This is a genomic window from Massilia rubra, assembly GCF_011682065.1.
Classification (GTDB): domain Bacteria; phylum Pseudomonadota; class Gammaproteobacteria; order Burkholderiales; family Burkholderiaceae_D; genus Telluria_A; species Telluria_A rubra.
Genome location: NZ_VUYU01000008.1, coordinates 29,974 through 46,149 on the forward strand (window position 1 = coordinate 29,974; position 16,176 = coordinate 46,149).

Genomic DNA, 16,176 nt, shown 5'->3' on the forward strand with positions numbered 1-16,176 from the left:
GTTAGTCTCATTGCTGTGGAACGGTTGGCGTGGAAACCGGTTCTCTGAACGCCGGGTTGGGTATGGTTTGAATACCGACCGCTTTTTCCGTGCTCGCAGTCAGCTTTGCCAGCCCGACATACCCTGTCAGAATCGACCCGACAATAGCCACGAGCGCCAGACTGGACACAAACGCGGTTCCAATATCCTTCATCCAGCCGCCGATGGTTTTCTTTTCTCCCAGTTGCGTTTGAATTTGTTGCAGATTGGACAGGATGTTGGTATTGAGTGCAGAAAATTGTTGTGCCAGTTCTGACTGGCTCACTCTTATGGCAAGCGCCGCCATTTTTTCGTTTAGTATTTCCTGCACAAACTCGGTCGCCATCAGCCCACCTCGCTCCTTCAAGCTCTCGATGTTCGCAGACAGCATTTGTATCTGTGCGAATGATGTCTCCTCGTGCACATCGGGCTCGCGAGAATGCGTGGTATGAAATTGGACTCTCCATTCGTTTTGCATGCGTTTATATGCAACGTAGGCTAAAGCGCCGGGAACGTCATCCGGTCCTGAAACAAGCATCGAGTAAATATGGCTCATTTTGAGCCCGCAGCGATCTTCATCACAGCGATGGCTCCTGCCTGCTTCATCTCCTCGCGAGTAAAGCGCACCGATTCGATGATTTGCTGGCTACTCGGGGAGAGCGGTGATTCAGTTTTTACGCTGCTGGACAATCTCTCTACAGCACGTCGTAGGTCTTCTTCGGTGACTGTCGTCAGGAATGCGAACATGCGAAACCTCCACTTTGGTCAGATTACGTCTATGTAGTTATAGACCTCACTGGCATGGTCAAGTTCCCGGTTCACCCCAGCGCACCATTGATGTGCGTCGAACGTAGTCCCGGTTTATCTGCTTAAACTTGTGGCAGCAACAAGGAGCTGATGATGGCTGGTTTGTATGACGAGGATGTGCTTGCCTGGTCGATCGCACAGGCGGCGTTGCTGCGCGAGCGCCGCTGGTCCGCGCTCGATATTGAGAACCTTGCCGAGGAGATCGAGGACGTGGGTCATAGCGTGCGGCGCGAACTGGGCAGTCGAATGGCGGTGTTGATCGCCCACCTGCTCAAGTGGCAGTTTCAGCCGCAATTGCGCAGCAGAAGCTGGCGCGCAACGATCGACGTGCAGCGGACCACCATCACCCGCAAGCTCGGTAAGGTCCCAAGTCTCAAAAGCGCGCTTTCCGATGATGACTGGATGCGGGAGGTATGGGAAGACGCGCTTGTCATTGCCATTAAGGATACCGGGCTAGAGGATTTTCCGGACATGCCCATATGGTCCAGTGCGCAGGTATTGGACCCGGCGTTTCTGCCAGCGTAAGCAAATAATTACCCCGCCATAATTGCCCCATGGAGCGCGGTACGTGATCGCACGGCTAGCAAAAAACGATCGCCGTCTTGTGCTCAATGCTCAATCGCGCTGCTTCGTAAAGCGCGAGCCAGACGCACAGTTCGCGGTGTAAACCATGCTCGCTGCCGACAAGTCCGTTGATGCGTACCGCTTCCGCGTCGCTCAGCGTTTGATTGGCCAGCTTTACGCCAATGGCGGGCGCAAGCACGACCAGTTCCTCGAGCAAGCGATAGGACGATCCCAATATTGCGCCTGGCAGCGCATCATGAAATGCCGGCTCGGTAAACTCGACAGGGACATAGAAACCTTCCGCATCGGAGTGACATAGCAGGTGGCTCTCCAACTGCTCCATCTGCGCCTGCAGCGTTTCGTCGGAAGCAGGATCGGCATGTGCGGCCAAGGGCGTGGCAATCCAGCCGGAATTGGCCAGCTGATGCGCATACGCATAGCGCAGGAAGTGAAGATACGAATACGGAAAACCCAGCAGGCCCGCTCTATTGTCGAGTTCGCCAATACTTCCAGGCTCCGCATGCGCCGGGGCACCGATGGAGGCAAGGCAGGCGTTGATGGCATCCAATTGTGCATGGAACACATCAGCCTCATTGTCACCGTCATCCAGCATGCCGAGTTCGATCGCAAGTCCCATGGCCAGTCCAGTTCTGTATCAAATAGATGTTGCAGAGTAACATGCCTGCGTGCGCGTCCAACAGACCGCTGCGGCTGCGGATCGCCTGCATAGCGTCGCCTTGCGCGCCACTATCTTGTCGGGCAGCAGCCATTTTCAGCCGCGCCGGGCTCGCTTGGCTTACCATACGGAGACTGGTTCGGCTTTGAACAGGAGTGGTCAATGGCAGATTTGTACGACACCGACGTGGTGGCCTGGGCTTACCAACAGGCTGCCTTATTGCGGGCGCGGCAGTGGTCGGCGCTCGACCTGGAGAACATCGCCGAAGAAATCGAAGGCGTTGCCAAGGCCGAAAAACGCGAGCTGGGACGCCGCATGTCGGCCTTGTTTGCGCAATTACTCGAATGGCATACGCAGCCCGACCGGCGCAATACGCCCTTGTTGCGCAGCATCGGCGACCAGCGCATGAGCATTGCGCGCGTCTTGCGCAAAATGCCCAGTCTGCAGTCGGCCCTGGTCGATGTCGAATGGCTCGACGATGCATGGAAGGATGCCCTGGGCATCGCCGCCGGACAGATGGCACTCGAGGGACTCCCGCGCAGGAGCACCTGGACCTTGGTCCAGGTGCTCAACGAGAATTTTCTGCCCGATTAAGCTGGCCGGACCGGTTTTTGCCTCATCAATCAGGTAGCGCGCCAGCGTCGACCCGGCAACCACCGGATCGGCGCAGGCACGATACCCCTGAACAACGCAGCCTTAGCGCTTGGTCTGGAAAAACCGCATCATTTCACGGCTGGCGTCCGGCCCCTTGCCATCGGTATAGCTGCCGCGTGCGCTGCCGCCGGACCAGGCATGACCCGCGCCATGGATCAGCCACTGCTCCGCCTGCGGCGTGCCATCGACCGCCTGGTGCACGGTGCGCGTGTAGGCGTGGCCGTCCGGTACACGGCCTGGCTCGATAATCTCCTGCATCACGTTCTGCGCGCCGCGCTTGATCAGCTCGTCGCCATTGACCGGATGCACGGTCGTATCCTTGTCGCCATGGAAGACGATGATGGGAATCGACTTGCCGCTGGCGCGCTGCGGCCCGAAATTGCCCTTCATGGCGGCCAGCGCCGACGGCAAGTCGTGCGCCGAGGCGAACGGCAGGCCGGAGTGCACGCCCACCGCCGCATACAGTTCCGGATACAAGGTGCCCATGATGGTCGCCATCGCCCCGCCGGCGGACAGCCCGGCCACATACACCTGGCTGGCGTCGACCGCATGATTGTGCATGATGGTTTCGGTAATGCCGGCAATAATCGATGGCTCGCCCTGGCCGCGCTGTTGATCGACCGCATTGAACCAGTTCCAGCAGCGCGAGGAATTGGCCTGCATCGATTGCGCCGGGTACACGACCAGGCACTGCATTTCTTCGGCCAGCACATTCATCTGCGTGCCGGTGGCGAAGTCGTCCGGGTCCTGCGTACAGCCGTGCAACATGACCACCAGCGGCATCGGCTGGCCAGTGTAGCTGCTCGGCACGTACAATTTATAGGTCCGGGTGCCGGCCGCATTCGTGAAGCTGCCATCGGTAAATTTGCCGGGCAGCGCCTCGGCCGGGCTGGACGCGCCGCCGCCCTGCATGCCATTCATGCCATTCATGCCGTTCATCCCATTCATGCCGGGGATGTCGAAATTGGGCATCTTGAAGGCGGCATGGCCGTTCGCGCCGGCACGATCGAGCTTGGCGAGCAGGTCGGGCATCAGGTTGTTGAAGGCTTCGGTCGCATCCTGCACCACGCTCTTGACGTATTGCTCGTGGCTTGAGGCGCCCGGCGCGTGCGGCTGGGACGCCGGCTGCGGTTGCGGTCCGGGCGGCGCTGAACCCGCACGCGCCTGGCTGAAACCCTGCGCGCCATGGAGCGAAGGCATCGGCGGCGTGATGTCGCGCGCTCCCGATGGCGCCTGCGGCGGATGGGCGGCGCCGCCTTTGTGGGGCGTCAGGACCTTGAGCGCCTCCTGAATGACGCTGGTGGCGGATTTTGGCCCCTGGCCCATCAGGGTCTTGGTTGCCGCCCGCATGTTGGCGAACAGTTTGTCATTGAGTTTCATTGGCTTTTTCCTTATATAAGCGCATCAGAGGATGCGGCCCGCCAGTGCTGTCTTGATCACGCTGCTTGCATGCAGGGCTCCAAGTACAAAAATAGATTCGATGGTTGCCAGCGCCAGCTCTACCGAGACGTCGCTGGCGATGCTTGCCATGCCCAGTACCTGGATCTGCAACCGTTCGCCCGCCGCCAGCGCCGCTTCGAGGTCGGCCCTGGAATAGTGATGCATTCCCAGCACCAGGCTCTTGCGCGCCACCGTTTGCCGGACCACTTCGGCATGGGTATTGAGCTGATTGCGGATCGCCGTGCGTATCAGGTCGGTCCGGTTCGAATAAAAGCCTTCACTGACCAGGAGGTCGATCTGGCCAAGATCGATCAAGCCCAGGTTGATGGTGATTTTTTCCGATTCAGCAGGTTTCAGTTTCAGGTCGCGGGCGTTCATATGTCTCCAATATCATCTGCGTGGCATCCGTACGCCATCTGTATGGATGGTAGTCTACCCCTGTGAGCTTCTCCGTCAAGCGCGATTCGTCTGAATGCGATAATGACGTTTTTATGTATCAATCCCGTCACAGCGGAGAAGCGATGGCAAACATTACAGGAATCGACCACGTGCAGGTCGCCATGCCGGTCGGCGCCGAAGACGCCGCGCGCGCCTTCTACAACGGGGTGCTCGGCTTGCCCGAAGTGCCCAAGCCGGCCCACCTGGCCGTGCGCGGCGGCGCCTGGTTCCAGTGCGGCAGCGCCCAGTTGCACCTTGGGGCCGACAGCGCCTTCCAGCCCGCCAAAAAAGTGCACCCGGCCCTGATCGTCGCCGGTTTCGATGAGTTCGTCGGTGCGTTGAGGGGTGCTGGCGTCGATGTCCAGGTAGAAGAGATGGTCGCCGGACTGCAACGCGCCACCGTGAACGATCCTTTCGGAAACAAAGTCGAGCTCATCGAGCAACGTTAAAAGAAGGCATAATCCGCGCATGAGTCCCGACCTGCAAGCTGGCTTCCGCTTCGAGTGGAGCTATACCGTGCCTGCGCGCGCCAGTGTGCCGCAGCTGTACCACGACACCGGTTTCTGCCTCGACATGCCCGACGTGCTGGCCACCGGTTACCTGGTCGGCATGATGGAACTGGCCTGCGTGCACGGCGTCATGCCGTTCATGGACTGGCCGCGCGAGCAAAGCCTGGGCACGATGGTGCATTTTTCGCATTTTGCCCCGACCCCGCCCGGCATGACATTGCTGATCAAGGGCGAGGTGCGGGAAGTCGACGGCCGCCGCCTGCTGTTTAGCGTGCAAGCCTGGGACGGCGTCGACCGCATCTGCGAAGGCACCCACGAACGCCATGTGATCGACCCGGTGCGCTTCAACGCCAAGGTTGCCGCCAAGGCGGCCGCCGCGCTCAACCCCGTGGGGGCCGCATGAATCCCGAACTGCAGACGCCGGTGCCGTCCCCCTGCATCAGCCTGTGCGAGATGGCGCCCGATACCGCGTCCGGCAAGGGCCTGTGCCGCGGCTGCCTGCGCACCCTCGATGAAATCGTCGCCTGGGGCACTGCTCCGGATGAGTACAAACGCGCGGTCTGGGCCGAAATCCGCCGCCGTGAATCCGAACTGGACTTCGACTAGATGAATTTCTACACCCCGCAGCAAGCGGTTACCGGCCCGGCCTACGGGATCGGCTTCAAGGTCTTCGCCACCATCGTCACCGTGGTGCTGCTGGTGTACGCCGCCAGCGTGGCCTGGCGTTTTCCGCTGCCGTCGTTCGGCATGGGCGTCAAGGCGCTGCTGCTGGGCGCCATCATCATGCTGGGCGTGAGCTACTACTGGTTCCTGCGCGCCACCACCACGGTGGACGCCACCGGCATCCGCCAGACCTGGCTGTACGACAAGCACGTCGAATGGCGCGACGTGCGCGGCGCCAAGATGATCGGCATTCCTTACTTTTCCTGGCTGTTCCCGCCGCGCATGGTTGTGCGTACCGGCAATTCCTTCACCACCTTCAATGGCGGCTCGCAAGCCGTCCTGATCGAGTTCGCCAAGATCTCGCTCGCGTTTCAAATGAAAAAATGAGTTACCCATGAGTGCAATGTTAAATCCCGACCCGGCGCGCTTGCCGGCGTCGATGCAGGTGTTCGAACGCGGCTGGTTGTCATCGAACAATGTGCTGTTTACCGGGGCCGGCGAGGCCACCCTGATCGACAGCGGCTACAAGACCCACGTGCCGCAGACGCTGGCGCTGGTCGGCCATGCGCTCGGTGAACGGCCTTTGGCGCGCGTCATCAATACCCATCTGCATTCGGACCATTGCGGCGGCAACGCGGCCCTGACGGCGCGCTACGGCTGCCGCATCGGCATTCCCGTGGCCGAGGCCGCCAATGTCGCGGCCTGGGACGAGCACGCGCTCAGTTTCAAGGCCACCGGCCAGCAGTGCGATCGCTTCCAGGCCGACTTTACCGTCTCGCCCGGCGACGAACTGGAACTGGGCGGCACAGTGTGGCAAGCGCTGGGCGCGCCCGGACACCATCCGCATTCGCTGATTTTCTTTTGCCCGAGCGAAGGCATCGTCATCTCGGCCGACGCCTTGTGGCGCAACGGTTTCGGCGTGATTTTCCCCGAGCTCGACGGTGAATCGGGCTTCCAGGAGGCGCGCGCCACGCTGGAACTGATCGACAGCCTCGACGCCCGTCTCGTCATTCCCGGCCACGGCGCCATGTTCACCGACGTCCAGCCGGCGCTCAAACGGGCGTTCACGCGCCTCAACTTCCTCGAAGCCGATCCGGTGAGGAATTCCGAGAACGCGGTCAAGGTCATCCTCAAATTCCTGCTGCTCGAACGCCAGCGCATCAGCCTGGCGGACGTGGCGGCCATGTTCGCCACCATTCCCGTGCTGGAAGGCGCGCGCCGGCGTCATCTGCAACGTTTCGAGACATCCATCCAGATGGCCGACTGGGCCGTGCAATCGCTGGTGCGGGCCGGCGCGGCCAAGCGCGATGGCGAGGAACTGGTCAACAGCGACCTGTAAACACATTCCTGCCGAGTTTTCAAGCACGGTCGTACTTTTTTCGAACTATAATGGATGAGAATTTGCTTCCATCCACTTTTTTCGATTGCGAGACCGACATGGCATTGCCCGCCGCGCTGCAAAACCTCACCCTTCCCGTCATTGGATCGCCGATGTTCATCGCCAGCGGACCCGCGCTGGTGGCGGCGCAGTGCAAGGCGGGGATCGTCGGTTCCTTCCCCGCGCTCAACGCCCGTCCGGCCGAACTGCTCGACACCTGGCTGACCGATCTCAAGCAAGAGCTGGCCGATTACCAAGCCGCCAATCCGGGCGCCAGGGTGGGGCCGATCGCAGTCAACCAGATCGTGCACCAGTCCAACGACCGCCTGGAACACGACGTGGCGATGTGCGTCAAGCATCAGGTGCCGATCATCATCTCCTCGCTGCGCGCGCCGCCGAAAGAGATGCTCGACGCCATCCACAGCTACGGCGGGATTGTGCTGCACGATGTTGTGTCGATCCGGCATGCCGAAAAGGCGCTGGAAGCGGGCGTGGATGGCTTGATCCTGGTCGCCGCTGGCGCTGGCGGACACGCGGGGCCGTTGTCGCCGTTCGCGCTGGTGGGTGAAGTGCGCAAGTTCTTCAACGGTCCGGTGGCTTTGTCGGGTTCGATCGCCACGGGTGACGCGATTCTGGCGGCGCAGGCGATGGGCGCCGACTTTGCGTATATCGGTTCGCGCTGGCTGGCGACCAAGGAATCGAACGTGACCGATGCGTATCGGGATGCGATCGTGGAATCGGCGGCGGCCGATATTGTGTACACGAATCTGTTCACCGGCGTGCACGGGAACTATCTGAAAAAATCGATTATCAACGCCGGGCTTGATCCAGATGCCTTGCCGGAATCGGACAAGTCGAAGATGAGCTTCGGTTCGGGCAGCGCCAAGGCCTGGCGCGATATCTGGGGCGCAGGGCAGGGCGTGGGGATGATGAATGATGTGCCGACCGTCGCTGAGATGGTGGCGCGCCTGAAGCAGGAATACGACGCCGCGCGGGCGCGGCTGGCGCTGTAAGCGCCCCGTCGTCCCGCGCAGGACAACCAACCCAAAGACCGTCGTTCCCGCGCAGGCGGGAACCCAATTTCGTTCCGTAGACGTTGGCGGCTCTACGAACTTGGATCCCCGCCTTCGCGGGGACGACGGTCTGGAAGTTAGCAGTCGCCGGAGGCTATTACTGCAGCTTCACCTTCCAGTTATCCTGCACGCACTTGACGTAGTTATCCGCAATCAACGCGCTGTACGGGGTCTGGTAACTGACCAGCTGGCATTGATTCTGCCCACCCTCATTCCAGTTTTTCTCCCAGTAGATGTTGTACGACGCCGAACTCGACGGTCCAAACCGCTGCATCGTTGCGCACGATAACTGCTCGGCCCCCACATTCCACCCCAACTCGCCCGCAAACTGTTTGTAATAGTTGATGCGGTTTTGCGCGGCCGCTTTCTCGGTCCCTTGCCCGCACTCGGCATTGATGATCATGATCGTCGTGGCGAAGTTGTTCCCCGCCCCGGCCGCGCGATCGGCCGCGTTCGGCACCCATGTCCCGTCGATCACATGCAGCATCGATGGCTTGGGCGGCTGCGGATACACAAAGAAGAACGTCGCCGACGCCAGGTTCAGCCAGGTCGACGCCACCCGGTCCGGATCGCGCAGCAGAACCGATTGATCGCCGCCGAACATGATCTGCGAGAACGGCCCGTAGTTGTAGTTGTACGATAGCTGCTTGGCCCCGCGTCCGAAATATTTCTTGAAGCTGCCGTCCGCATTTTTTCCGCAGGTCCAGACCGCATTGAACACCGGATCGGCGCACTCGGCGTTGTAGCCGCAGCCGGCCCCGGTTTCGTCGCAGCCCAGTTCGCGCAGGTACTTCAAGCCCTGGCGCCACTCGGGAATCGTGTTGCTCGCGTTGTGCTCGCCGGTTTCTTGCGCGAAGTGCGCGAACATGGCCGCCAGCGTGTGCCGGCAGATGCCGTCGGCATCGCGCCCGTCGCTGTAGTCGTCGCACAGGGCCGGAAACTTGGCCACCGCCTGCAGGAAACGCTGGTACGTATAGCTTGGCTCGCGCACCGCGAAGAAATGGTCCCATTTGGTCGCCGGCAGCAGCCGCTCGACCCGCTTGACGTTGATTGGATTGGCGCTGCGTCCCGGCACTACTTGCTCGACGCCCGCGTTGTCCAGCGTGCGGATCGATGCCTTGACGGTGCGGAAGAAGGCGTTGTCGGTGAGCTGCGCTTCACGGGCTTCGGCTTGCGCCTTGGTCGGCACGCCGCCCGGCGTCGGTGTTGGTGTCGGCGTCGGCGTTGGCGTTGGCGTAGGAGTCGGCGTTGGTGTCGGCGTTGGCGTCGGCGTCGGAGTCGGAGTAGGTGTCGGAGTAGGAGTCGGAGTAGGAGTCGGCGTCGGCGTCGGCGTTCCCGTTATCGCCTCCCACGGCCCCCATTGTTCCGTTCCTGGCACGTTCCCCTGCGTCCACCACTTCGCCTTGTAGAACTTGTTCTGGTAGCTCGCGCATTGCCCTGCGGTATAGACCATGCCTGCGTTCCACGGCGGGCACATCGGACTCACGTCAAGCGTGGTCATCGACCGGCTTGCGCTCTGCGTTCCGACTGATTCGCCGCCCTTGTTGCCATCGCTGCCGCCGCAAGCGGCCAGCATGCCCGCCAGCAGTCCTACCGCCAGCGTCGATAATTGTTGTTTCATATTTGTACTCCAGGAAGTTGGATATCAGGCAAAAAACCCGGAAACGCGCCTTGGCGTTCCCGGGTTCCATGCCCTGCAAGGTCAGGCGATGCTTACGGCAGCGCGACCGGCAGTTCCGGATACTCGTCCGCCAGCGCATAGCGCTTGCCGCCGACCGTGATCACGTAGGCCGACGGCCCCGAAATCGGCAACTGGTAGTTGAGCGTGAGCGACACCGACGCGCCCGGCGCCAGCGCTTGCCATGCCGGAATCGTGAACTGCGCGCGGTTGAAGTTGGCCTTGAAGCCGCCAATATTGTTCGGCCCGTTGTACCCCGCCGCAATCACTTTCAGCCCATACCCCGACTGGTCGCTCATGTTGGCCGGCGCCGCCACCGGATACGAAAACTCCACCACGCTGCCGCCCGGAATCGTAGTAGCCGACTTGTTGGTCACCGTCATCACCGGATTGATCGGGAAGTTGCTGTCGCCCATTTTCCAGCCACCCAGCTCAATGCTTACTTTGGCGCTGCTGGCCGGCATTGCCGTTTCAGCGCGCTTGTTGCCGTACGGCCCGGCCGCCTTGAAGGTGTTGAAGGTGTTGGTGGTCAGGGTGTTGCCCATCACATACTGCCCCTTGCCGCTGTTCTTGCTGGCATCCCACGCGTAGTCGCCCGCCATCTCCCAGATCATGATGCCGCCGACGTTGTTGTCGACGATGTAGCGCGCCTTGGCATCCATCGATTGCGCCGTCTCGGTCGAGAGGAACACTTTGGTGGTCGGGTTCCACAGCCACGGCGCGGCCATGGTGGCGCTGTAGTTCGGCTGGTACGTGCCGCGCAGGGTCTTGTCGGTCACCTTGTAGGCGTCCAGGTAGTCCGGCAGGATGGCTTTTTCCAGGTTCAGCGCATGCCACAACGGATTGCCGCCGCCGGGAATGGCCTGGCCGTTGACGTCGAGGTCGTGCCACAGATTGTCGATGCCGACCGCGCCTTCGCCGCAGGTTTTGACGCCGGCGCAGGTCACGGTCGAGCTGACCAGCGCAGTGGTGCCCCACAGGCCGTTGGTGCCGCCGTTCACGTTCCGCCAGCCGCGCGTGTAGTACGGCACGCCCAGGTTGATGCGCCCGGCTTGCAGCGCGCCACGGTAGTAGCGGTACGACCAGTCCACGTTCAGGTAGCCGATGTTGGCGAACTGGTAGGCGTTGCCGGCGCGCAGTTCGGCGTCGTTGCCGTCATCGAACAGGGCCGCGTTGGGACCGACGTACTGGTTCCAGCCGCCGTGCAGGTCGTAGCTCATCAGGCTGGCGTAGTCGAGATACTTCAGGCCCGACAGGTTTTCTTCGCCGCGCAAGATCCAGGCCGAGGCCGAACCGGCAATGGTCAGCATGTAGTATTTCTTGTCGGCCACCGCTGCCGTGTCGAGCTTGGTGCGCACCCTTTCGAGCAGCACGTTGTAGCTTTTCATCAGACCGGCCAGGCGTGGTTTCGACAGGCCGAAGTCGAGCGGATTGCCGGCCTCGTTGTTGGTGGTCGGGTGCTCGTAGTCGATGTCGATGCCGTCGAAGAAGCGGTACTGGCGCAGGAACGCCACCATCGAGTCGGCCAGGGTGTCGATACCGGCGCTGTTGAGCGAGCCGTCGGCGTTGGTGGTGGCCGTGTAGAAGCCGCCGCTGCCCGCCCAGCCGCCCACCGACAGCATGATTTTCACGTCCGGATGCTTGCGCTTGTATTGCGCCAGCAGGTTGAAGTGGCCTTTGTAGGGCAGGCTCGGGTCCATCGCGGCGGCCGGGTTCTCGGGCCAGGTGAGGCCGGTGTCCGGGTTGCTCGCGCCGCTGCCCAGCAAGAGCTTGGACGTGGCGGGGTCGACCGCGGCGAAGGCGTAGTTGACGTGGGTGATCTTGTCCCACGGGATGTTGTTGACGAGGTAGGAAGGCGTGCCATCCTTGCCCGTGCGCCAGCTGGTGAAGTAGCCGACGATGCGGCGATTGAGCCCGTGCGCGAGCACTTCGCGGCCGTTGGCGTCGTACACGCCGCAGTACGGCACGTTGGGAACTTTGGAAGTGAGGCCGTCGGGGCGGCAGGCGACCGTGGGCGTTGGCGTTGGCGTTGGTGTCGGCGTTGGCGTTGGCGTCGGTGTTGGAGTCGGCGTCGGCGTCGGCGTCGGCGTCGGGGTCGGAGTAGGCGTCGGTGTTGGAGTAGGCGTCGGAGTCGGAGTCGGGGTAGGAGTTGGCGTCGGCGTCGTCGACAGCGCCCACGGTCCCCATTCCTCGGCGCCGGGCACGTTGTTCTGTGTCCACCACTTCGCCGTGTAGGTTTTGCCCAGGTGGCTGACGCAGGCGCCAACCGTGTAAACCTGGGTGGCGGACCATGCGCTGCACACCACCACTTGGGCCAGTTGGCGCTTCGACTCGCCACCCTGGCCTTGAACGGCGTCAGGACCGCTGGCGCCTCCGCACGCTACCAGGGCGCTGCCGAGAAGGGCGCCCATCAAACGATTGATCGTCATTATTGTTATCTCCGTGATTCATTGTGTTCCCCCCTCAGAAATCATGATTGGGGGGATAGTTAGTGTAGAAGTCATTCGGCCATCGGAAATTGGTCGTCGACAGCGTCACCGAAATATCGAGCCCTTCCACGTAATGCCACCAGCCGACCGGCAGGAACAGGATCTCGCCCGGTTCCAGCACGCATTCGAGCACCTGCACCTCGGCCATGGCGGGAAAGCGCGCCAGGTCGATGTTGCGGGCGTCCACCTCGGTAAAGCAGTGCCGGTGGTTGTAGACCCTTGGCGTGTCCGACGGCGCCATCAGCTTGATCTTCTTGCGCCCGATGATCTGGGCCATGAAGTTATTGGTCAGGTCGTGGTGGAACGGGGTCACCGTGCCGGCCGGGCCGAACCAGAAAAAGCCGCGCCGCCCCGGATCGTCATCGAGGTACTCGGGCAGGGTGCCTACGTCCTCGAACAATTCCTTCAACGCTACACTGTTGAGCGAGTCGTTGTTGGCGGTCATGTAGAAGTCATTGGTGCGTCCGCTGGTGCGGACCATCTCCACGTACTCGCCGAAAGGCATCTTGCGCTTGTGGGCGATACTGTTGAGCTCGTATTGGGGATCGGCTTCGCGTCCGAACTGCACCTCGACCACGCGTTCGCCGAAGCGCTGCGCAAAATAGTCCAGGTTCCATTTCTGGCGTGCCGGGAAATGCTCCAGCATGCCGGTGATGATCACCGGCCGGTTGGTGCGGTAATACTGTTGCAGGAAGTCCTCGCCGGAGAGCTTCTCCCGTCGTTCAATCCCCTCGTCGTACAGCCGGTTCAATTGCGCCTGGATGTTCAGCACCCAGTCGCGCTTGTTGACCCGATTGGCCAGCCTGCGCGCAGCCTGCAAATACGGGCTGCGCAGCGCCGCGTCGATTTCGGTCCGGGCATTGGCCTGGGACACGTTCGACTTGACCAGGATGGCGGCAATCGCCTCGGGCGAGGTGCCGAGCATCAGGTTTTCGCCGATCCAGCGGCGCCAGTCGTCGTTGACCTGCATTGTTGGCGACACCTGCGGCTTTACGTTCGATTGAATTTTCAAGAGGTTTCTCCAGGAGGTTGCGGGCATGGAGATGCCGGCCGCCTTGTAAGAAGCAGCCGGCACCTCCGCTTAGCCGCTTAGCGGCCCTTCCATACTGCGCTGGTCAGGGCACCGTTGGCGTCGCCGTCGAGTTCCCAGGAGAACGCGCCACGCAGGCCCTGATCACGCATATATTGCATTTTCACACCGATGGTGGCCGGATCGTCATAGCTCCACCATTCGCTGTTGGTCGTCAGCAGGTACAACTGCTTGGTCACCGGATGAGTCCAGCGGGTGCCGGCCTTATTGATGAGAACCTTGTAGTCGTCGATGCCGGCTTCGTACTGGCCGGCTGCCGCACCGCTTGCTGCCTGGTACAAACCGTCGCCGCGCGGGCCGGGGCTCACGCCTTTCCAGCCACGGCCGTAGAACGGCACGCCCAGCAGGATTTTGTTTTTCGGCATGCCGGCTGCGACCAGCGTTTTGATCGCGTCGTCGGTGTTGTACTTGACCAGGTTACCGGTCGCCGGGTCGGCGGGATCACGGTACAGCGGCGCGTGGAAATTCGTCGTGTTTTCCCATCCGCCGTGGAAGTCGTACGTCATCACGTTGACCCAGTCCATGTATTGACTATACAGCGCAGGTTCGGTCTGGGCAATCTTCTCGCCGCCGGCGCCGATGGCGGCCGTCAGCGGATAGCGTTTGCCGTCGAGCTTGCCCTGTGCGTCGAGCTGGGCGCGGAACTCGGCCATCAATAAGGTGAAGTTGCGCTTGTCGTTGACCGTGTCGACCGTGTTGTACGACTGGCCACCACCGCCCGGGTATTCCCAGTCGATATCGATGCCGTCGAACACGCCCTTGGCAGCGCCCGGACCGCCGCGTCCGTCCTGCACCGGCAAGTCACCGGCGATGAATTGCTTGATGCACGACCTGGCCAGTTGCTTGCGCAGGGCGTCGGTCTTGGCGGCTGCCGAGAAGTAGCGCGACCAGCTCCAGCCGCCCAGCGAAATGAACACTTTCAGGTTCGGGTGGGCCGCTTTCAGCAGTTTCAGCTGGGCGAAGTTGCCGGTCAGCTTGGCATCCCACGGGATGACTTTGCCATCGACGGTGCGCGCGGGCGAGCGCTGGTAATCGGCGTAGGCATCGCCACCGGTGCCGGCGTCGGCTGGCGGCGGCGTGGTGTTGCCGGTTTCGGCCTTGGTCACCATGTCGCACTCGTAGCCGCCGTTTTTGGCGTAGACGTTGCCGAAGGCGTAGTTGATGAAGGTGAGCTGATCGGCCACGCTGGTCGGCACGCCGTTCACTGGTGTCTTGGTGGTATGGATGTCGGCCACTTCGTAGCTGCGGCCGTACACGCCCCACTGCGCAAAATAGGAACCGATTTCACGTCCGCCGACCGGGGTTGGGGTGGGTGTCGGTGGCGTTGGGGTCGGCGTCGGTGTTGGCGGCGTCGGCGTTGGGGTCGGAGTCGGCGGGGTTGGCGTCGGCGTCGGGGTATCGGTGGTCAGTTCCCACGGTCCCCATTGTTCGGTGCCGGGGACATTGTTCTGGGTCCACCATTTGGCTTTGTAGACCTTGCCCTGGTAGACCGCGCAATTACCGACAGTGTAGATGGCGGTTGCATTCCAGTCCGCGCAGGCGACCACGGCCGCAGCCGTTTTGGTCATGCTGCCCTGCATGTCGGATTTTTCGCCGCCGCTGCCGCCGCAAGCGGCGAGCATGCCGCCGATGAGCGCGATCAGCAGGCTGCTCTTTGTGTTGTATTGCATGTTGTCTCCTTGGTCGATAGGTGTCCGTTTTACGATCTTCTGCAATCGGAACTGCGCCGATCAATCCGGAAAACGGTGAGCCAGAGTGAGCCTCGGATAATTGGTAGTCAAGTGGTTTTAACGAGTTGAGTAAAATGAAATACCAGTTAGATTTGTGAAAGAATGTCGCGTCCGGGCAAGGTATGCCTTTATCGTGCATGCATATGCGGGAAACGAATTGTTAAATGTGGAGGCTGAGAAAGGCGGGATATCAGAGAGATATCAAATTGTACACAACGTCAGTAGTACCGCTTTAGTACCCGTTTAGATTGGTATTAACGACGCCGCGAGCGCTTGCGGCGTGTTTTTCCTGCTTGTCACGATTTTGTGGAAAATCACCGTGGTTTGAGGTCTTCCGTGCGGATTGCCCACAGGCCAGGCAAGTTGCGCCAGTAGCCATACACATCCATGCCGAAACCGACCACGAACTTGTCGGGAATGGTCAGGCCGACGATGTCCGGCTTGACCGGTTTGCTGCGCTTGATGGCTTTGTCGGCAAACACCGCGATGACCACCTCGGCCGCGCCCATGTCGAGCAGGCGCTGCTTGACCTGGGCCAGCGTTTCGCCCTCGTCCAGGATATCGTCGAGCACGATGATGATACGCCCGGCCACGCTGGGGCGCGGGATGACTTTCCACACCACATTGCCGCCCTGGTCGTCGTCGCCGTAGCGGCTGACGTGGATGTAGTCGAATTCGAGGGGGAAGCGCAGTTGGGGGAGCAGGTTGCCGGTGAACACGACGGCGCCGCCCATGACGCCGAGGACGAGGGGGAAGGCGTCGTTGTCGGGGCGGTCGAAGCGGTCGTTGAGCTTGTCGGCTACCTGGCGCACGGCGGCTTGGACGGCTGCGGCATCGAAGATTTCCTCCGCATTATTGAGAAGGGTGCGTGCACGTTCAGCGTGGAATTCTTGCATGGTGGTTAGCTCATAAAGGACACCAGGCAATTATGCTGCAAAGTGCACTGCACAATGGGAAGCGTTGGAATTG

Annotated in this window: 18 protein-coding genes; 8 read left to right on the top strand and 10 right to left on the bottom strand. The window is 61.4% G+C overall.

The features are described from left to right. Positions 1 to 7 precede the first annotated feature (7 nt). Both F0185_RS13950 and F0185_RS13955 read right to left on the bottom strand, forming a co-directional pair. Positions 8 to 574 carry a hypothetical protein gene (locus F0185_RS13950; protein WP_167225375.1) on the bottom strand — a complete coding sequence of 189 codons (567 nt, stop codon included), beginning with the start codon at positions 572 to 574 and terminating at the stop codon, positions 8 to 10. After that, the gene (locus F0185_RS13955) at positions 571 to 765 is read right to left on the bottom strand and encodes a hypothetical protein (RefSeq protein WP_167225377.1); all 195 of its coding nucleotides are present in this window, start codon (positions 763 to 765) and stop codon (positions 571 to 573) included. The genes F0185_RS13950 and F0185_RS13955 overlap by 4 nt, the downstream gene beginning before the upstream one ends. Positions 766 to 918: 153 nt before the next feature. Between F0185_RS13955 and F0185_RS13960 the strand changes: the two genes are divergently transcribed. After that, a complete protein-coding gene (locus tag F0185_RS13960) occupies positions 919 to 1,350 on the top strand; it encodes a DUF29 domain-containing protein (protein ID WP_167225379.1) in 432 nt (143 codons plus the stop codon). Between the two features lie 55 nt (positions 1,351 to 1,405). On the opposite strand, the gene F0185_RS13965 is transcribed toward F0185_RS13960, so the two are convergent. Further along, positions 1,406 to 2,026 (bottom strand): putative DNA-mimic protein, encoded by a 621-nt coding sequence (locus F0185_RS13965; RefSeq protein WP_167225381.1) that lies wholly within the window; start codon positions 2,024 to 2,026, stop codon positions 1,406 to 1,408. A 201-nt stretch (positions 2,027 to 2,227) separates the two neighbouring features. On the opposite strand from F0185_RS13965, the gene F0185_RS13970 reads away from it, so the two are divergent. Continuing rightward, positions 2,228 to 2,659 (top strand): DUF29 domain-containing protein, encoded by a 432-nt coding sequence (locus F0185_RS13970; protein ID WP_167225383.1) that lies wholly within the window; start codon positions 2,228 to 2,230, stop codon positions 2,657 to 2,659. Between the two features lie 102 nt (positions 2,660 to 2,761). Here the strand turns inward: F0185_RS13970 and F0185_RS13975 are convergent, their stop codons facing one another. Together F0185_RS13975 and F0185_RS13980 are read right to left on the bottom strand one after the other, a co-directional pair. Continuing rightward, the gene (locus F0185_RS13975; RefSeq protein WP_229477008.1) at positions 2,762 to 4,099 is read right to left on the bottom strand and encodes an extracellular catalytic domain type 1 short-chain-length polyhydroxyalkanoate depolymerase; all 1,338 of its coding nucleotides are present in this window, start codon (positions 4,097 to 4,099) and stop codon (positions 2,762 to 2,764) included. A gap of 24 nt (positions 4,100 to 4,123) precedes the next feature. Then, complete coding sequence (locus F0185_RS13980; RefSeq protein WP_166875850.1) at positions 4,124 to 4,537, bottom strand: ribbon-helix-helix domain-containing protein; 414 nt, start codon at positions 4,535 to 4,537, stop codon at positions 4,124 to 4,126. Positions 4,538 to 4,680: 143 nt separating this feature from the next. Here F0185_RS13980 and F0185_RS13985 point away from each other — a divergent pair, with 143 nt between their 5' ends. The 6 genes from F0185_RS13985 to F0185_RS14010 all read left to right on the top strand — a co-directional run bounded on the left by F0185_RS13985 (position 4,681) and on the right by F0185_RS14010 (position 8,160). Continuing rightward, positions 4,681 to 5,046: a VOC family protein gene (locus tag F0185_RS13985; protein WP_166888971.1), complete on the top strand. Its 366-nt coding sequence runs from the start codon at positions 4,681 to 4,683 to the stop codon at positions 5,044 to 5,046. 19 nt (positions 5,047 to 5,065) lie between these two features. Further along, positions 5,066 to 5,509 carry a thioesterase family protein gene (locus tag F0185_RS13990; protein WP_167225385.1) on the top strand — a complete coding sequence of 148 codons (444 nt, stop codon included), beginning with the start codon at positions 5,066 to 5,068 and terminating at the stop codon, positions 5,507 to 5,509. Next, positions 5,506 to 5,712, top strand: coding sequence for a DUF1289 domain-containing protein (locus F0185_RS13995; protein ID WP_166888966.1), 207 nt, complete (start codon positions 5,506 to 5,508; stop codon positions 5,710 to 5,712). The genes F0185_RS13990 and F0185_RS13995 overlap by 4 nt, the downstream gene beginning before the upstream one ends. After that, positions 5,713 to 6,156 carry a hypothetical protein gene (locus tag F0185_RS14000; RefSeq protein WP_167225387.1) on the top strand — a complete coding sequence of 148 codons (444 nt, stop codon included), beginning with the start codon at positions 5,713 to 5,715 and terminating at the stop codon, positions 6,154 to 6,156. A 7-nt stretch (positions 6,157 to 6,163) separates the two neighbouring features. Further along, complete coding sequence (locus tag F0185_RS14005; protein ID WP_229477009.1) at positions 6,164 to 7,108, top strand: MBL fold metallo-hydrolase; 945 nt, start codon at positions 6,164 to 6,166, stop codon at positions 7,106 to 7,108. Between the two features lie 98 nt (positions 7,109 to 7,206). After that, on the top strand, positions 7,207 to 8,160 hold the full coding sequence (locus tag F0185_RS14010) for an NAD(P)H-dependent flavin oxidoreductase (protein ID WP_167225389.1): 954 nt from the start codon (positions 7,207 to 7,209) through the stop codon (positions 8,158 to 8,160). A 157-nt stretch (positions 8,161 to 8,317) separates the two neighbouring features. Here F0185_RS14010 and F0185_RS14015 read toward each other — a convergent pair whose 3' ends face one another. From F0185_RS14015 to F0185_RS14040, 5 genes are all read right to left on the bottom strand, one after another. Continuing rightward, positions 8,318 to 9,841, bottom strand: coding sequence for a glycoside hydrolase family 19 protein (locus F0185_RS14015; RefSeq protein ID WP_187362527.1), 1,524 nt, complete (start codon positions 9,839 to 9,841; stop codon positions 8,318 to 8,320). Positions 9,842 to 9,933: 92 nt separating this feature from the next. After that, positions 9,934 to 12,327: a chitinase C-terminal domain-containing protein gene (locus tag F0185_RS14025; protein WP_187362528.1), complete on the bottom strand. Its 2,394-nt coding sequence runs from the start codon at positions 12,325 to 12,327 to the stop codon at positions 9,934 to 9,936. 34 nt (positions 12,328 to 12,361) lie between these two features. Beyond that, positions 12,362 to 13,357 carry a cupin-like domain-containing protein gene (locus F0185_RS14030; RefSeq protein ID WP_187362538.1) on the bottom strand — a complete coding sequence of 332 codons (996 nt, stop codon included), beginning with the start codon at positions 13,355 to 13,357 and terminating at the stop codon, positions 12,362 to 12,364. A 119-nt stretch (positions 13,358 to 13,476) separates the two neighbouring features. After that, positions 13,477 to 15,147 carry a glycosyl hydrolase family 18 protein gene (locus tag F0185_RS14035; protein WP_167225395.1) on the bottom strand — a complete coding sequence of 557 codons (1,671 nt, stop codon included), beginning with the start codon at positions 15,145 to 15,147 and terminating at the stop codon, positions 13,477 to 13,479. A gap of 374 nt (positions 15,148 to 15,521) precedes the next feature. Then, positions 15,522 to 16,103 (bottom strand): hypoxanthine-guanine phosphoribosyltransferase, encoded by a 582-nt coding sequence (locus tag F0185_RS14040; protein WP_167225396.1) that lies wholly within the window; start codon positions 16,101 to 16,103, stop codon positions 15,522 to 15,524. Positions 16,104 to 16,176: the final 73 nt, after the last annotated feature.

Excerpts from the sequence above, each read along its gene's own strand:
- F0185_RS13950 (WP_167225375.1), bottom strand. The coding sequence starts at position 574 with ATGAGCCATATTTACTCGATGCTTGTTTCAGGACCGGATGACGTTCCC.
- F0185_RS13955 (WP_167225377.1), bottom strand. The coding sequence starts at position 765 with ATGTTCGCATTCCTGACGACAGTCACCGAAGAAGACCTACGACGTGCT.
- F0185_RS13960 (WP_167225379.1), top strand. The coding sequence starts at position 919 with ATGGCTGGTTTGTATGACGAGGATGTGCTTGCCTGGTCGATCGCACAG.
- F0185_RS13965 (WP_167225381.1), bottom strand. The coding sequence starts at position 2,026 with ATGGGACTTGCGATCGAACTCGGCATGCTGGATGACGGTGACAATGAG.
- F0185_RS13970 (WP_167225383.1), top strand. The coding sequence starts at position 2,228 with ATGGCAGATTTGTACGACACCGACGTGGTGGCCTGGGCTTACCAACAG.
- F0185_RS13975 (WP_229477008.1), bottom strand. The coding sequence starts at position 4,099 with ATGAAACTCAATGACAAACTGTTCGCCAACATGCGGGCGGCAACCAAG.
- F0185_RS13980 (WP_166875850.1), bottom strand. The coding sequence starts at position 4,537 with ATGAACGCCCGCGACCTGAAACTGAAACCTGCTGAATCGGAAAAAATC.
- F0185_RS13985 (WP_166888971.1), top strand. The coding sequence starts at position 4,681 with ATGGCAAACATTACAGGAATCGACCACGTGCAGGTCGCCATGCCGGTC.
- F0185_RS13990 (WP_167225385.1), top strand. The coding sequence starts at position 5,066 with ATGAGTCCCGACCTGCAAGCTGGCTTCCGCTTCGAGTGGAGCTATACC.
- F0185_RS13995 (WP_166888966.1), top strand. The coding sequence starts at position 5,506 with ATGAATCCCGAACTGCAGACGCCGGTGCCGTCCCCCTGCATCAGCCTG.
- F0185_RS14000 (WP_167225387.1), top strand. The coding sequence starts at position 5,713 with ATGAATTTCTACACCCCGCAGCAAGCGGTTACCGGCCCGGCCTACGGG.
- F0185_RS14005 (WP_229477009.1), top strand. The coding sequence starts at position 6,164 with ATGAGTGCAATGTTAAATCCCGACCCGGCGCGCTTGCCGGCGTCGATG.
- F0185_RS14010 (WP_167225389.1), top strand. The coding sequence starts at position 7,207 with ATGGCATTGCCCGCCGCGCTGCAAAACCTCACCCTTCCCGTCATTGGA.
- F0185_RS14015 (WP_187362527.1), bottom strand. The coding sequence starts at position 9,841 with ATGAAACAACAATTATCGACGCTGGCGGTAGGACTGCTGGCGGGCATG.
- F0185_RS14025 (WP_187362528.1), bottom strand. The coding sequence starts at position 12,327 with ATGACGATCAATCGTTTGATGGGCGCCCTTCTCGGCAGCGCCCTGGTA.
- F0185_RS14030 (WP_187362538.1), bottom strand. The coding sequence starts at position 13,357 with ATGCAGGTCAACGACGACTGGCGCCGCTGGATCGGCGAAAACCTGATG.
- F0185_RS14035 (WP_167225395.1), bottom strand. The coding sequence starts at position 15,147 with ATGCAATACAACACAAAGAGCAGCCTGCTGATCGCGCTCATCGGCGGC.
- F0185_RS14040 (WP_167225396.1), bottom strand. The coding sequence starts at position 16,103 with ATGCAAGAATTCCACGCTGAACGTGCACGCACCCTTCTCAATAATGCG.